18 protein-coding genes and 1 other annotated feature are annotated in these 14,821 nt (G+C 53.6%); of the genes, 4 read left to right on the forward strand and 14 right to left on the reverse strand.

The window, feature by feature from the left end; genetic code table 11:
- Window positions 1-254: 254 nt before the first annotated feature.
- The 12 genes from M8014_RS18425 to thrS all read right to left on the reverse strand — a co-directional run bounded on the left by M8014_RS18425 (window position 255) and on the right by thrS (window position 10,364).
- On the reverse strand, window positions 255-719 hold the full coding sequence (locus M8014_RS18425) for an NlpC/P60 family protein (protein WP_271283832.1): 465 nt from the start codon (window positions 717-719) through the stop codon (window positions 255-257).
- 73 nt (window positions 720-792) lie between these two features.
- Window positions 793-1,548 carry a vitamin B12 ABC transporter ATP-binding protein BtuD gene (gene btuD / locus M8014_RS18430; protein WP_271283833.1) on the reverse strand — a complete coding sequence of 252 codons (756 nt, stop codon included), beginning with the start codon at window positions 1,546-1,548 and terminating at the stop codon, window positions 793-795.
- Window positions 1,548-2,099 carry a glutathione peroxidase gene (locus tag M8014_RS18435; protein WP_271283834.1) on the reverse strand — a complete coding sequence of 184 codons (552 nt, stop codon included), beginning with the start codon at window positions 2,097-2,099 and terminating at the stop codon, window positions 1,548-1,550. Before M8014_RS18435 ends, btuD begins: the two co-directional genes overlap by 1 nt.
- A gap of 35 nt (window positions 2,100-2,134) precedes the next feature.
- On the reverse strand, window positions 2,135-3,115 hold the full coding sequence (btuC, locus tag M8014_RS18440; protein ID WP_271283835.1) for a vitamin B12 ABC transporter permease BtuC: 981 nt from the start codon (window positions 3,113-3,115) through the stop codon (window positions 2,135-2,137).
- Window positions 3,116-3,216: 101 nt separating this feature from the next.
- Window positions 3,217-3,516: an integration host factor subunit alpha gene (gene ihfA / locus M8014_RS18445; protein WP_006820203.1), complete on the reverse strand. Its 300-nt coding sequence runs from the start codon at window positions 3,514-3,516 to the stop codon at window positions 3,217-3,219.
- 4 nt (window positions 3,517-3,520) lie between these two features.
- A complete protein-coding gene (gene pheT / locus M8014_RS18450) occupies window positions 3,521-5,908 on the reverse strand; it encodes a phenylalanine--tRNA ligase subunit beta (RefSeq protein ID WP_271283836.1) in 2,388 nt (795 codons plus the stop codon).
- Between the two features lie 15 nt (window positions 5,909-5,923).
- Window positions 5,924-6,907, reverse strand: coding sequence for a phenylalanine--tRNA ligase subunit alpha (gene pheS, locus M8014_RS18455; protein ID WP_271283837.1), 984 nt, complete (start codon window positions 6,905-6,907; stop codon window positions 5,924-5,926).
- Window positions 6,908-6,947: 40 nt separating this feature from the next.
- Window positions 6,948-7,071 (reverse strand) — a sequence feature (Phe leader region).
- Window positions 7,022-7,066, reverse strand: a complete 45-nt coding sequence (pheM, locus tag M8014_RS18460) for a pheST operon leader peptide PheM (protein WP_001386830.1) — start codon at window positions 7,064-7,066, stop codon at window positions 7,022-7,024. (Overlaps the previous feature by 45 nt.)
- Window positions 7,072-7,187: 116 nt before the next feature.
- On the reverse strand, window positions 7,188-7,544 hold the full coding sequence (gene rplT / locus M8014_RS18465; RefSeq protein WP_012017122.1) for a 50S ribosomal protein L20: 357 nt from the start codon (window positions 7,542-7,544) through the stop codon (window positions 7,188-7,190).
- Window positions 7,545-7,595: 51 nt separating this feature from the next.
- Window positions 7,596-7,793: a 50S ribosomal protein L35 gene (gene rpmI, locus M8014_RS18470; RefSeq protein WP_003030583.1), complete on the reverse strand. Its 198-nt coding sequence runs from the start codon at window positions 7,791-7,793 to the stop codon at window positions 7,596-7,598.
- 96 nt (window positions 7,794-7,889) lie between these two features.
- Window positions 7,890-8,432, reverse strand: coding sequence for a translation initiation factor IF-3 (gene infC / locus M8014_RS18475; protein ID WP_106993634.1), 543 nt, complete (start codon window positions 8,430-8,432; stop codon window positions 7,890-7,892).
- Window positions 8,433-8,435: 3 nt separating this feature from the next.
- Window positions 8,436-10,364: a threonine--tRNA ligase gene (gene thrS, locus M8014_RS18480; RefSeq protein ID WP_271283838.1), complete on the reverse strand. Its 1,929-nt coding sequence runs from the start codon at window positions 10,362-10,364 to the stop codon at window positions 8,436-8,438.
- A gap of 334 nt (window positions 10,365-10,698) precedes the next feature.
- Here thrS and yncL point away from each other — a divergent pair, with 334 nt between their 5' ends.
- Complete coding sequence (gene yncL / locus M8014_RS18485; RefSeq protein ID WP_271269747.1) at window positions 10,699-10,791, forward strand: stress response membrane protein YncL; 93 nt, start codon at window positions 10,699-10,701, stop codon at window positions 10,789-10,791.
- A 198-nt stretch (window positions 10,792-10,989) separates the two neighbouring features.
- On the opposite strand, the gene M8014_RS18490 is transcribed toward yncL, so the two are convergent.
- Window positions 10,990-11,211 (reverse strand): hypothetical protein, encoded by a 222-nt coding sequence (locus M8014_RS18490; protein ID WP_271283839.1) that lies wholly within the window; start codon window positions 11,209-11,211, stop codon window positions 10,990-10,992.
- Window positions 11,212-11,467: 256 nt separating this feature from the next.
- A complete protein-coding gene (locus tag M8014_RS18495) occupies window positions 11,468-12,226 on the reverse strand; it encodes a DUF481 domain-containing protein (RefSeq protein WP_271283840.1) in 759 nt (252 codons plus the stop codon).
- Between the two features lie 292 nt (window positions 12,227-12,518).
- Between M8014_RS18495 and pfkB the strand changes: the two genes are divergently transcribed.
- The 3 genes from pfkB to M8014_RS18510 all read left to right on the forward strand — a co-directional run bounded on the left by pfkB (window position 12,519) and on the right by M8014_RS18510 (window position 14,797).
- Window positions 12,519-13,451: a 6-phosphofructokinase II gene (gene pfkB / locus M8014_RS18500; RefSeq protein ID WP_271283841.1), complete on the forward strand. Its 933-nt coding sequence runs from the start codon at window positions 12,519-12,521 to the stop codon at window positions 13,449-13,451.
- A 90-nt stretch (window positions 13,452-13,541) separates the two neighbouring features.
- Window positions 13,542-13,832 (forward strand): type V toxin-antitoxin system endoribonuclease antitoxin GhoS, encoded by a 291-nt coding sequence (gene ghoS / locus M8014_RS18505; RefSeq protein WP_271283842.1) that lies wholly within the window; start codon window positions 13,542-13,544, stop codon window positions 13,830-13,832.
- Window positions 13,833-13,936: 104 nt separating this feature from the next.
- Complete coding sequence (locus M8014_RS18510) at window positions 13,937-14,797, forward strand: fructosamine kinase family protein (RefSeq protein ID WP_271283843.1); 861 nt, start codon at window positions 13,937-13,939, stop codon at window positions 14,795-14,797.
- Window positions 14,798-14,821 lie beyond the last annotated feature (24 nt).

The raw sequence follows: 14,821 nt of genomic DNA on the forward strand, positions 1-14,821 counted from the left end.
TGAAACTTAAGCGACAGCAATTCAACGTGATGAGGTGTAATAAGAATGATTTCATTCGTTCCATTTGAATATCGGATTTTCCTTAGTCCCGAAATAATCTTATCCTGGTTATCTATTAATAGCCAGTTTTCCCTCCCCCACCTGAAATGGCTTCTGATTAATTCATTGGCTAATAATTGCATTGAAAGTAATGCTACGAAATGTGCAGCATTTAATGTTAATGATTCTCGTCGCGCCGGAGGGCGCGACAGGAGCTAGATGCGTCTGGCCTGCCAGAAGTTTTTGCGCCAGTAAACATTATTAAGAGAAGATCGCATCACGCCCCGGCTGGTAGAGGCGTGGATAAATTGATTATCGGTGTCATAAATTCCGACGTGGAGACCACTTTCACCGGAGCCGGTTTTGAAAAATACCAGATCGCCGGGGAGGAGATCGTCTTTAGTTATTTCGGTCCCGATTGTGGCCTGCTGACGGGTTTCACGCGGCAGTTGCAGCGCAAAGCGATCGCGGAAGGTCATCAGCACAAAGCCCGAACAGTCGACCCCGCGGCGGCTCATGCCACCGTAGCGATAAGGCGTCCCGCCCCAGTTTTGTAGCTGATCGTTGAGGCTGGCAATCACCGCAATGGAATCAGACAGCCGCGCATTAGGCGGTGGCGCACGGTGGCTACTGCATCCTGCCAGCACCAGCGCGATCAGCAAAATAAAACAGTAGCGCATTTCGGACGAAACCCCTGGTTTTTATCGATTTTGCGTAATTTAGCCTGTGTCTGCACCGCTTCGCAACCGGCAATTATTCCTGGGACGTTGAGATGATCATTCTGTGACCTTCTATATCCAGACGCCGGAAGGACATATCGTATGCGCGGGCCAGATTCGGCGGCGTCAGCACGCTGTCGCGCGCGCCGCTGGCAATCATCTGACCGCGTTTCAGCAGCCAGACGCGGTGGGCATGGCGTAACGTGTGGTTCAGATCATGACTGCTCATCACAATGGCAAGCCCCTGATGCGACAGTGCGCTGAGCACCCTGTCGAGCGCCACCTGCTGGGCGACATCGAGGCTGCTCATCGGCTCATCCAGCAGCAGCAACTGACCGTGCGGGTTGCCGCCAGGATGGATTTGCAGAATGACGGCCGCGAGGCGCACCCGCTGCCACTCCCCGCCGGAGAGCTGGCTGGTGGGACGCGAGAGCTTATCCTCAACGCCCAGCGCCGCCGCCACCTCGCTCAGAAGCGCCTTTTGCTGACTGTCGTACTGATGCAGCGTCAGATAGTGCCAGACGGGCATGGCGAACGGCGGGGTCTGCTGCTGGGCCAGATAGGCCCGGCGGCAGGCCAGCAACGCTGAGGTCCACGCCTCGAGAGGTTGCCCCTGAAACGCGATCGTCCCTTCGCCCCCGGTTAACCCCGCCATCCGGGCGAGCAGAGTGCTTTTCCCGGCGCCGTTCGGCCCGACAAGATGCACAATTTCACCCGGATTTACGCTCACGTCGAGCGGCCCCAGCCGCCCTTTTACCGCCACGGCGTTGAGCTGCATCAGTACGGTCATTAGCTCGCCAGCGCCTGCTTAATCGCGGCGGTAATAACGGGATCCTGCGGCGTCATGTCCGGGGAGAAACGCTGGATCACCTTTCCGTCGCGGCCAATCAGGAATTTTTCAAAGTTCCACAGAATGTCACCTGGGTGGGCCGGTGCGCGCCCTTTGCTGGCCATCCGCTCATAAAAGCCGCTGCCTTCCGGCGCAACCGCAGCCGGCGCCGCTGCCACCAGCTTTTGATAGATCGGGTGACGGTGGTCACCATTGACCTCCACTTTGCTGAACATCGGGAAGGTGACGCCGTAGGTCATGCTGCAAAACGTTTTGATCTCATCTTCACTCCCCGGCTCTTGCCCCAGGAACTGGTTGCAAGGGAAGCCCAGCACGGTGAAGCCATCGCCTTCCAGCGCCTTGTGCATCTCTTCCAGCTGCTCGTACTGCGGCGTCAGGCCGCATTTTGAGGCCACGTTAACCACCAGCAGCACCTGGCCTTTATAGCCTTCCAGGGTGGTTTTTTCGCCATCAATGGTCGTCACTTCGGTGTTCAGAATATCGTTCGGCATAACTTTCCCTCAGGTTGTCGTTCAGATTGACTGCACTAGCGTCCGGCTTTTAAGAGTAGCCAGATAAACACAGGCGCGCCCAGCGTGGCCGTCACGACGCCAATCGGCAGTTCCGCGGCAGTCAGCGCCAGGCGCGCAATAATATCGGCAATCAGCAGCGTAGCGCCGCCTGTCACCGCCGCAGCGGGCAACAGCAGCCGATGGTCAGTGATACCACACAAACGCAGCATATGGGGGATGACAAGGCCAATAAAACCAATCGCGCCGGCCAGTGCGACGCTGACCCCCACCATCCAGCCGATGGCTATCACCAGCGTGTTGCGCCAGAAGGTGAGCGGCAATCCCAGCTGGCGGGCGGATATCTCGCCCAGCACCAGAATATTGAGCGGTGAGGCCTGGAAACAGGCCCAGACGATAGCCGGAACCAACAGCAGCATCAGCCAGCCCTGGCTCCAGTCCACGCCGCCGAAGCCGCCCATCATCCAGTACATCAGCTGGCGCAGATCGAACGAGGTGGAGAAATAGACCGCCCAGGTCATCAGGGCGCTACAGATGATCCCCAGCGCTACCCCGGCAAGCAGCAGGCGGCTGGAGGAGAGATGGCGGCGGGCAAAGCGCAACAGAATCACGGTGATGAACAGCGCCCCGGCGATAGCACAGAGGCTGAGTGCCCAGCCGGACAGTGCGCCACCGCCCAGCATCACGGCGGCGATCAGCCCCACTCCGGCTCCGTTCGATACCCCTAACAGACCGGGCTCCGCCAGCGGGTTATCAAACAGGGCCTGCATAATCGTCCCGCTCAGGGCCAGCGCGGCCCCCACCAGCACCACGGCCAGGGTACGCGGCATACGGATTTGCCAGATGAATAACTCACCCTGCGGGCCAAACCACGCCTGCGGCCCGATCCATTGCTCACCGGCACAGAGGCTAAACCCCAGCGCGAGCACCAGCGCAACCAGCAGCAAAAGCACCTTACGCAGGTCGGAACGGTATTGCTGACGGGCAAATTCGGGCATGGGAGTCATTTTGCAAATGAATGATGTAATTGATTTTACGGTGGGTTTACGGGAGCGCAAAGAAAAAAGGCCGCATCAGCGGCCTTTTTAGTTAGATAGTATCACTCTGCTTTGGGTGAAGCGTTTTCGACACGGCTTTTTAACTTCTGGCCGGGTCTGAAGGTCACCACGCGGCGAGCTGTAATGGGAATATCCTCACCCGTTTTGGGGTTGCGGCCCGGACGTTGATTCTTGTCGCGCAAATCAAAGTTACCAAAGCCGGAGAGTTTTACCTGCTCACCGTTTTCCAGAGCGCGACGGATCTCTTCGAAAAACAGTTCTACCAGCTCTTTGGCATCCCGTTTGCTAAGCCCAAGCTTATCAAACAGATATTCGGACATTTCAGCTTTTGTAAGCGCCATAGGTTCAATCCCTCAATGATGCCTGGAATCGCTCTTTTAATGCCTCTACACATTTGGCGACGGTAGCGGCAATCTCCTCTTCTTCGAGTGTACGGCTGGTATCCTGAAGGATAAGGCTGATAGCCAGGCTCTTAAAGCCCTCTGCTACGCCCTTGCCGCGGTACACGTCAAATAAGTTTACGCCAACTACCTGATTTACGCCAACTTTCTTACATTCGACCAAAACATCTGCGGCAGGCACGTTTTCGGCCACCACAACAGCGATATCACGACGGTTTGCAGGGAAGCGAGAAACGTCCTGAGCCTGAGGAATGACGCGGTCTGCGACCTTGTTCCACTCCAGCTCAAACGCCAGCGTACGGCCGTTCAGGTCGAGTTTGCGCTCCAGTTCCGGATGCACAACGCCAATGAAACCAACGCGTTCACCTTGCAGATAAATCGCCGCACTTTGGCCCGGATGCAGGGCTGGAATGGCCTCGGCACGGAACTCAATTTCAGATAATTTACCGGTCAGTTCGAGAACGGACTCCAGGTCGCCTTTCAGATCGTAGAAATCGACGCTGTTTTTGGTCAGGTCCCAGTGCTCTTCATAGCGGTTGCCACAGATTGCGCCCGCCAGCATCAGGTCCTGACGAATGCCCAGGTTAGCCTGAGTATCCGGGACAAAGCGCAGGCCGGTCTCGAAGATACGCACGCGGTTCTGCTGGCGATTCTGGTTGTAGACGATGGTGCTGAGCAAGCCGGTCAGCAGCGACAGGCGCATTGCGGACATTTCGCTGGAGATGGGGCTTGGCAGGATCAGCGCTTCCTGACCTGGGTGGATCAGCTGCTGCACTTTCGGGTCAACGAAACTGTAGGTGATCACTTCCTGGAAGCCTTTGTCGTTGAGCAGGGTTTTCACACGCTTCAGCGAGAGATCCGCCTCACGGTGCGAGCCCATTACCAGACCCGCCTGCACCGGCTCATCAGGGATGTTGTTGTAGCCATACACGCGGGCCACTTCCTCGACCAGATCTTCTTCGATTGCAATATCGAAACGCCAGCTCGGCGCAACGGCCTGCCACTGGTCCTGACCTTCGGTCACTTCACAGCCCAGACGGCGCAGAATGTCGCTCACCTGCGCATCGGCAATGTGATGACCAATCAGGCGATCCAGCTTGCTGCGACGCAGGGTGATGGTTGCACGCTTCGGCAGATGCTCAACGCTTGTGACATCGATAACCGGACCGGCTTCGCCGCCGCAGATATCGATCAGCAGGCGCGTGGCACGCTCAATCGCTTTATACTGCAGCGCAGGATCCACGCCACGCTCGTAGCGGTGAGAGGCATCGGTATGCAGGCCATGACGGCGCGCGCGACCGGTGATGGACAGCGGGCTGAAGAAGGCACACTCCAGCAGTACGTTTTGCGTTTCATCATTGACCCCAGAGTGGTCGCCGCCAAAGATGCCGCCCATCGCCAGCGCTTTGCCGTGGTCGGCAATCACCAGCGTATCGGTATTCAGCTTCGCTTCGGTACCGTCCAGCAGCACCAGCGTTTCGCCCTCTTTCGCCATGCGCACCACGATCCCACCTTCGATACGATCTTTATCGAACGCGTGCATCGGCTGGCCCAGCTCCAGCAGAACGTAGTTGGTAACGTCAACCACCGCATCAATGGAACGGATCCCGCAGCGACGCAGCTTCTCTTTCATCCACAGTGGCGTAGGGGCTTTAACGTTGATCCCTTTCACTACGCGACCGAGGTAGCGTGGGCAGGCATCAGCCGCATCTACCTGAATCGGCAGCGTGTCGTTGATGGTGGCGGCAACCGGGGTAATCTCCGGTGCGTTCAGTTCGGCCTGATTCAGTACCGCCACGTCGCGCGCTACGCCAATAATCCCTAAGCAGTCGGCACGGTTTGGCGTCACGCTGATTTCGATGGTGTTGTCATCGAGCTTCAGGTATTCGCGGATGTCGGTACCGATTGGTGCATCAGCCGGCAGCTCAATGATGCCGTTATGATCGTCGGAAATACCCAGCTCAGAGAAAGAGCACAGCATCCCTTCCGACGGCTCACCGCGCAGTTTTGCCGCTTTGATTTTGAAATCGCCCGGCAGCACCGCACCCACGGTTGCTACGGCCACTTTCAGGCCCTGGCGGCAGTTTGGCGCGCCGCAGACGATATCCAGCAGGCGTTCGCCGCCGACGTTAATTTTGGTTACCCGCAGTTTGTCTGCGTTCGGGTGCTGACCGCACTCCACCACTTCGCCCACCATCACGCCGTTAAAGGCGCCGGCAACGGGCTCAACGCCGTCGACTTCGAGACCTGCCATGGTGATCTGGTTAGAGAGCGCCTCGCTATCAAGCGCGGTGTTCACCCATTCGCGTAACCACAGTTCACTGAATTTCATTGTTCTGTCCTGCCCTTATTTAAACTGTTTGAGGAAACGCAGATCGTTTTCGAAGAATGCACGTAAGTCGGTGACGCCATAGCGCAGCATGGTCAGACGTTCCATGCCCATACCAAAGGCGAAGCCGGAGTACACTTCCGGGTCAATGCCGACGTTACGCAGCACGTTCGGGTGAACCATGCCGCAGCCCAGCACTTCCAGCCACTTGCCATTTTTACCCATCACGTCAACTTCAGCGGACGGCTCGGTGAACGGGAAGTAGGACGGACGGAAACGGATCTGCAGATCTTCTTCAAAGAAGTTGCTCAGGAAATCGTGCAGGGTGCCTTTCAGATTGGTGAAGCTGATGTTTTTATCAACGATCAGGCCTTCCATCTGATGGAACATTGGGGTGTGAGTCTGGTCGTAATCATTACGGTAGACGCGGCCCGGCGCAATGATGCGGATTGGTGGCTGCTTCTCTTTCATGGTACGGATCTGCACGCCAGAGGTCTGGGTACGCAGCAGACGGGTCGCATCAAACCAGAAGGTATCGTGGTCGGCGCGCGCCGGGTGATGGCCAGGAATGTTCAGGGCATCAAAGTTGTGATAGTCATCTTCGATTTCCGGGCCCGTCTCGACGGTAAAGCCCAGCTCACCGAAGAAGCTTTCAATACGGTCGATTGTGCGCGTGACCGGATGCAGACCACCGTTTTCAATGCGACGGCCCGGCAGGGAGACGTCGATGGTTTCTGCCGCCAGACGGGCGTTCAGTGCGGCGCTTTCCAGCGCATTTTTACGCTCGTTCAGCACCTGCTGAACCTGCTCTTTGGCTTCGTTGATTACCGCGCCTGCGGCTGGACGCTCTTCTGGCGGCAGCTCGCGCAGGGTAGTCATTTGCAGGGTCAAGTGCCCTTTCTTGCCCAGATATTCGACGCGGACGTTGTCTAACGCGGCAACATCTGAGGCCTGGTTAATGGCAGCCGTTGCACTGGCAACCAGCTCTGCGAGATGTGACATGGTTTTCCTCGTTATGTAGCGATATTTACAAGCGGCAGATACGAAAAAAGCCTCCATCAGGAGGCTTTCTGGCGCTGTTTTCCGTTTCGTCTTTCACGCGCTAGCCTCCTGAAGTCAGGTGCTAAAGTAAAAGAAGAAGCGGAAAATAGCAGCATTCATGCTTGCGTTACCTTGTGTGGAAAGAGACGTAAGACCTTATTGAAAAGGCTCGCCGGAAAATTGTCAATCTTTTGATACGCTTGAAACGAAAAGAGGGAGCAGAGCTCCCTCTTTAACTGGCTTATGCCAGAGCTGCTTTCGCTTTTTCGACCAGCGCGGTGAACGCTAACTTGTCGAATACTGCGATGTCAGCCAGGATCTTACGGTCGATTTCAACAGAGGCTTTTTTCAGGCCGTTGATGAATTTGCTGTAAGAAATACCGTTCTGACGTGCTGCTGCGTTGATACGCGCAATCCACAGTTGACGGAACTGACGCTTACGTTGACGACGGTCACGGTAAGCGTACTGACCAGCTTTGATAACTGCCTGGAAGGCAACGCGGTATACGCGTGAACGCGCACCGTAGTAGCCTTTGGCTTGTTTCAAAATTTTCTTGTGACGTGCACGGGCAACTACACCACGTTTTACGCGAGCCATATGTGCTCTCCTGTATCTATTCTAATTAAAAAGTTAAAAAACGTTAACGACTTATGCGTACGGCAGGCACGCGATTACCAGACCCAGATCGCCTTTAGAAACAAGGCCTTTTGGACGCAGGTGACGTTTACGCTTAGTAGATTTTTTGGTCAGAATATGACGCAGGTTTGCGTGCTTACGCTTAAATCCACCACCACCGGTTTTTTTGAAGCGCTTAGCAGCACCGCGTACGGTCTTAATTTTTGGCATCTTAATAACTTCCACTTCGCATTGTTAATAAACGAAACATAGGCGAACAAAACCTGCGAAGCCTGTTGGCTCCACAGGAATTGCTACTTGAAGGCCTTACTGTTTCTTCTTAGGAGCAAGCACCATGATCATCTGGCGGCCTTCGATCTTCGTAGGGAAGGATTCGACTACTGCCAGTTCACTCAGATCGTCACGGACGCGGTTAAGCACTTCCATACCAATCTGTTGGTGGGCCATCTCACGACCGCGGAAACGCAGTGTGATCTTGGCCTTATCGCCCTCTTCGAGAAAGCGTATCAGGCTGCGGAGTTTTACCTGATAATCGCCATCGTCGGTACCAGGACGGAATTTGATTTCCTTAACCTGGATAACTTTTTGCTTCTTCTTCTGTTCCTTAGAAGATTTACTCTTTTCATAAAGGAACTTGCCGTAGTCCATGATACGACAAACTGGCGGTTCGGCGTTAGGGCTGATTTCAACTAAATCTACTCCAGCTTCTTCAGCTTTTTCGATAGCTTCTCTCAGACTCACAATACCCAGCGGCTCACCTTCCAGATCTGTTAAGCGAACTTCCTGGGCGCGAATCTCGCCATTGATACGATTCGGACGTGCCGTTTGAACTCGTTTTCCGCCTTTAATACCTTATTCCTCCAGTTGTTGAAGACTGCGGCTGCGAATCTCTTGTTGCAGCTTCTCAATCACTTCATTTACGTCCAGGCTACCCAGGTCTTTACCGCGGCGGGTGCGAACGGCAACTTTGCCTGCTTCCACCTCTTTATCACCACAGACCAGCATATACGGGACCCGACGTAAAGTGTGCTCGCGGATTTTAAAGCCAATCTTCTCATTTCTCAAGTCCGCTTTTACGCGAATGCCCGCATTTTGTAGTTTCTGCGTCAATTCTTTAACGTAATCAGCCTGAGAATCGGTAATGTTCATGACCACGACCTGCACTGGCGCCAGCCAGGTTGGGAAGAAGCCGGCGAATTCTTCGGTCAGGATGCCGATGAAGCGCTCCAGTGACCCCAGAATAGCACGGTGAATCATTACCGGTACCTGACGCTCGTTGTCTTCGCCAACATAAGAGGCACTCAGACGCTGAGGCAGGGAGAAGTCCAGCTGTACTGTACCGCACTGCCATGCACGATCGAGACAGTCATACAGGGTAAATTCAATTTTCGGACCATAGAACGCGCCTTCACCCACCTGATATTCAAACGGGATGTTGTTCTCTTCCAGCGCGACTGCCAGATCCGCCTCAGCACGATCCCAGGTCTCGTCACTGCCGATACGTTTTTCCGGACGAGTTGAGAGTTTGACGACGATTTTCTCGAAGCCAAACGTGCTGTACATATCGTAGACCATACGAATGCAGGCGTTTACTTCATCACGCACCTGTTCTTCTGTACAGAAGATATGGGCGTCATCCTGAGTAAAGCCACGCACGCGCATCAGACCATGCAGCGCGCCTGACGGCTCGTTACGATGGCAACTACCGAACTCTGCCATACGCAGCGGCAGATCGCGATAGGATTTCAGACCCTGATTAAAGATCTGTACGTGACCCGGACAGTTCATGGGCTTAATGCAGTATTCACGGTTCTCAGAAGAGGTGGTGAACATCGCATCTTTATAGTTGTCCCAATGGCCGGTTTTTTCCCACAGCACACGGTCCATCATGAACGGGCCTTTGACTTCCTGATACTGGTACGCTTTCAGCTTGGAACGCACGAAGGTTTCCAGCTCGCGGAAGATGGTCCAGCCGTCGTTATGCCAGAACACCATACCCGGCGCTTCTTCCTGCATGTGATACAGGTCAAGCTGTTTACCGATTTTACGGTGATCGCGTTTCGCCGCTTCTTCCAGACGCAGCAGGTAAGCGCTGAGGGCTTTTTTATCGGCCCATGCGGTACCGTAAATACGCTGCAGCATCTTGTTGTTGCTGTCGCCACGCCAGTAAGCGCCTGCGATTTTCATCAGTTTAAAGTGATGGCAAAAACGCATATTCGGCACGTGCGGTCCACGGCACATGTCGATGTATTCTTCGTGATGATACAAGCCGGGCTGGTCATCATGCGCGATATTTTCATCAAGAATAGTGACTTTGTAGCTTTCGCCACGCTTCACGAAGGTTTCACGCGCTTCGTGCCAGCTCACTTTCTTCTTGATGACGTCGTAGTTGCTCTCAGCAAGCTCGTGCATCCGTTTTTCAAGCGCTTCGATATCTTCCTGGGTCAGCGTGTGATCGAGGTCAACGTCATAGTAGAAGCCGTTATCGATAACCGGGCCGATAGCCATTTTGGTATTAGGCCACAGCTGTTTGATCGCATGACCTAACAGGTGCGCGCAAGAGTGACGAATGATCTCCAGACCGTCTTCGTCCTTCGCGGTGATGATAGACAGCTTCGCGTCGTTTTCAATCAGATCGGAAGCATCAACCAGCTCACCATTGACACGGCCAGCGATGGTGGCTTTCGCCAGACCCGGACCGATATCCAGCGCAACATCCATTGGGCTGACAGCGCGGTCAAACTGTCGTTGACTACCATCAGGAAGAGTAATTACAGGCATTTTATATCCTTATTTGCAGTGGTGCCCCACACGTAAGAGCACATACAAAGAAAATAATCTTTAATTTACAATAGATTGCAGAACCATCTGACCAACAATCGTCAAATTGGCTCGCCATCATGCACAGGATCGAAATCAGAAAAAGGCCAATTTACGATCAGCGTGCCAATGGTAACACTAACAAAAGGGTGAAAAAACCCTTTACCGGCAGATGAAATGCTCTGGCACTTTTGTATGAGTTTTGCAAGGAATGGTGGGCAGCGACTCGCAATCCCTTTTCGCTGAGCTATTCTTGAACAGGTCTTTAATTACACGCAGAATGAGGAGTAATAACATGAACGTATCCAGTAGAACCGTTGTCGTCCTGAACATTGTTTCTGCCACCGCGTTGATCATCATTCTGGCTGACAAGTTTCAGTGGTTTTGAATGAATTCGGCGGGTGTCAGTTGAATCTTAAACCCTCCTGCGACGTGGGTTTATTTATTTGTAAAGTTATTAAGATATAAACTCACGTTTTAAATATATTTAGGTAAACAAATAAAATAAAAAAACCGGCACATCAGAATCCGGTTTTTTAGTGGCATATTATGCCCGACGGTGATTCGCATTTGTTTGACGAGTCAATCAAGACCATTCACCGGCGACCAGTTTATGCACGTCAAATGCGTCATCCATCGATTGGCCAGTAGACTGGGAGCCCGGAGCGATGTTCGAGCCGGCTTCGACGTCAGAAGCTTGAGTAATACCGATTTGACTGGAGGTATTATCTACCGAATCGGCAGCAAATACGCCGAATGACAGTGCAGAAAGCACCATTGCTGCAGTAGCAGTTGTGATTTTATTCATAATTTTTATTCTCTTACTGAATTAATACAGATTTACTTAAGGCGTTATTAAGCCTGTGATGACAGTGTAGATCTGGATCACACTTTTGCCTAGTCAAAATATTTATCAATTCGTGTCAAATAAACTGATTAATTAACAAAAAGTGGCATTATGGAGAGAATATGGAGATATCGGCTGGAGGGGCTATTTTAAAACACTGTTTATTATTTATCAGCACAAATAATAAAAAGGGCCAATAAAGATTGGCCCTACGCGATTACATTTTGTAGCCGAGAGAGAACGTCGTTCTGCGATCGGTATGCTCAGGTGCCGATGCTGGCGGCTCGGAGTTCCAGGTCACGTTGTACGCTACTTTCAGGCCGAAGTGAGCGTTAATCGCCACTTCCAGAGCCGTCTCAGAGTTCACCGTTGTGTCATCAGCGCCAAAGACGGATACACCCTGGGTGAATTTGGTGTTATCCGAAACTTGCCATGCATAGGTACCGGATGCATAGCCTAACGGCTGCGTTTCAGTGTTGCCATCGGTGTATTCGTCGTAACGTACACCTGGACCGAATTCAAAACGGAAGCTGTGTACCGGACCGTTCAGGAACTGGCGACCATAACCGGCGGTGGCGACATCACGCTGGCGATAACCGTTGTAGCGATCGGTTAACCAGCTCGCCTGGCCGAACAGGTAGTCAAAATCGGTCATGTTGTAACGGCTACGCCCACCTACCGCATATTTCTCGGAAGAGCGCTCGTCGTTGGAAGAGGTGTTGCTGGCGTTACCCCACAGGGACCAGGCGGTAGAAGTGCCGTACCAGGTCAGGGTAGTGTCGGCGGTCAGTGAGGAGCTTTTCGTGTTACCGGATTGCGCCAGATAGCCTGCGTTCAGGTTACCTTCGAAGGGTTTCTGTGCAGTGGAGGGATCATCCATGACAGTAAAAACGGAATTATCGGCGAATGCGTTCAGTGACGCAAACACGCCTCCCGCCAGAATCATTGCAGCGGGTACTGTCTTTAAGAGCTTCATTTATAAAGAGTCCAACAACAAAAAAAGAGACCATTACGGTCCCGGAAACTTTCCAGGGGATCAATGCCATGGGATCAGCTGAAAGGTTACAAATTATAAAAAGGCTCAAATAACATAGCAATGATTTCTTGTTTCATTTTTGGAATAAGAACGATCTTAAATCGGCTGATTTTTCATAAATGAAATCCATATTTGAGGAATGGTTTTATTTTTTAAATCATATTGTTATTCGCTTTCGCATCCCGGGGATCGGTGCCAGGCTTAAGGTTATCCCGATTCACAGGAGGTTAAAATGGACCGTATCTTTACCCTGACGCTCTCCCCTTCTCTGGACAGCGCCACCCTCACAGCACAACTCTACCCGGAAGGAAAATTACGCTGCAGCGCTCCCGTCTTCGAACCGGGAGGCGGCGGTATTAATGTGGCGCGGGCAATTACCCACCTCGGCGGCAAAGCCACTGCCATTTTCCCCGCGGGCGGCGCGACCGGCGAGCATCTGGTCTCGCTTCTTGCTGATGAGCAGGTTGCCGTCGAGACCGTTAATGCCCACGACTGGACCCGTCAGAACCTACACGTTCACGTTGAATCCACGCACGAGCAGTTTCGCTTTGTGATGCCCGGCGCCACGTTGAGTGAGGACGAGTTCCGCCAGTTGGAAGAAAAAGTTCTCGCCATTGATCCCGGTGCATGGCTGGTGATCAGCGGTAGCCTGCCGCCTGGGGTTAAAACTGAAAAACTGACCCAGCTGATCCGTGCCGCCCAGCAGCACGGTCTCCGCTGCATTGTTGACAGCTCCGGTGATGCCCTCGGCGCCGCGCTTGCCCTTGGCAATATTGAGCTGGTGAAACCCAACCAGAAAGAACTCAGCGCACTGGTCGATCGCGATCTTAGCCAACCGGATGATGTACGCACCGCGGCGATGGCGCTTATCACCCAGGGCAAAGCGCACCGCGTGGTGGTCTCCCTCGGTCCTCAGGGTGCACTGGCTGTCGATGCCATCGGGGCGGTACAGGTTGTGCCTCCGCCAATGAAAAGCCAAAGCACCGTCGGGGCGGGTGACAGCATGGTGGGCGCCATGACGCTAAAACTGGCGCAGGGCGCATCGTTACTGGAGATGACACGGTACGGCGTAGCGGCCGGTAGCGCGGCAACCATTAATCACGGTACGCGGCTTTGCTCGCTGGATGACACGCAGAAAATTTTTGCTTACCTGTCAAAAGCGTAACGGTCGCGCTACAGGCTTAGCGGCAAAGGGCGACAAATAGCGGTAATCGACTATGCTAAAAAAACTTTCATGATAACAACGAGGTGAATTATGAGCAGTGGAGACATCACTCGCTATGTGGTAACCGTCAACATTCATGAAGACTCGCTGACCGAACTCAATGAAATCAATAACCATCTTACCCGGGGCGGTTTTTTAATGACCCTGACGGACGACGATGGCACTCTGCATGAGCTGGGCCCCCACACCTATGGTCTGGTCAGCCCCTTGAGTGAAGATGAGGTTAAGGCGTTGGCCAGTGGACTTGTTGAAAGCGCTACCGGGAAAGAGCCCAGCATCGATATCACGACGTGGGAAAACTGGCAAAAGCAACAGCAATAACAACCCGGCAGGCAGTAAAAGGCACAGATGTGCGTTAGTTCGTGTTTTTTATCCATCGTTTTACGCTAACTTTATGATCTGGCAGACAACATGGGAGAGAGAGCATGTGGCAGGCTATCAGTCATCTTTTACGTGAACAACTGGGCGAAGGTGAAATTGAACTGCGTAACGAACTGCCCGGTGGCGAGATCCATGCCGCATGGCATCTGCGCTATGCGGGACGCGATCTGTTCGTTAAATGTGATGAGCGTGAACTGTTACCCATCTTCACTGCGGAAGCCGACCAGTTGGAACTGCTCTCCCGTAGCAAAACCGTCAGGGTCCCCCAGGTCTGGGCGGTCGGCAGCGATCGTGATTACAGCTTCCTGGTGATGGACTACCTCCCTGCCCGTCCGCTCGATGCGCACAACGCCTTTATTCTGGGGCAACAGCTTGCCCGCCTGCATCAATGGAGCGAACAGCCGCAGTTCGGGTTGGATTTCGATAACGACCTTTCCACCACCCCGCAGCCCAATACCTGGCAGCGACGCTGGTCAACCTTCTTTGCGGAACAGCGTATTGGCTGGCAACTGGAGCTGGCGGCGGAAAAAGGGCTGGAGTTTGGCAATATCGACGCCATTGTTGAGCATATCCAGCAGCGGCTGGCTTCGCATCAGCCGCAGCCCTCGCTGCTGCACGGCGATTTGTGGTCAGATAACTGCGCGCTGGGGCCGGATGGCCCTTACATCTTTGATCCGGCCTGTTACTGGGGCGATCGCGAGTGCGATCTCGCCATGCTGCCGCTGCACCCTGAACAACCCGCGCAGATTTACGACGGCTACCAGTCGGTTTCACCGCTCCCGGCCGGATTTTTACAACGTCAGCCAGTCTATCAGCTGTATACCCTGATGAACCGCGCCATTCTGTTTGGCGGTGAGCATCTGGTCATTGCGCAGAAAGCGCTGGAGAGGGTGCTGGCGGCGTAACGCGTCGCTGCCGGGCAATCTGTG

The organism is Silvania hatchlandensis (assembly GCF_025564065.1).
In the GTDB taxonomy this organism is placed as follows: Bacteria; Pseudomonadota; Gammaproteobacteria; order Enterobacterales; family Enterobacteriaceae; genus Enterobacter; species Enterobacter hatchlandensis.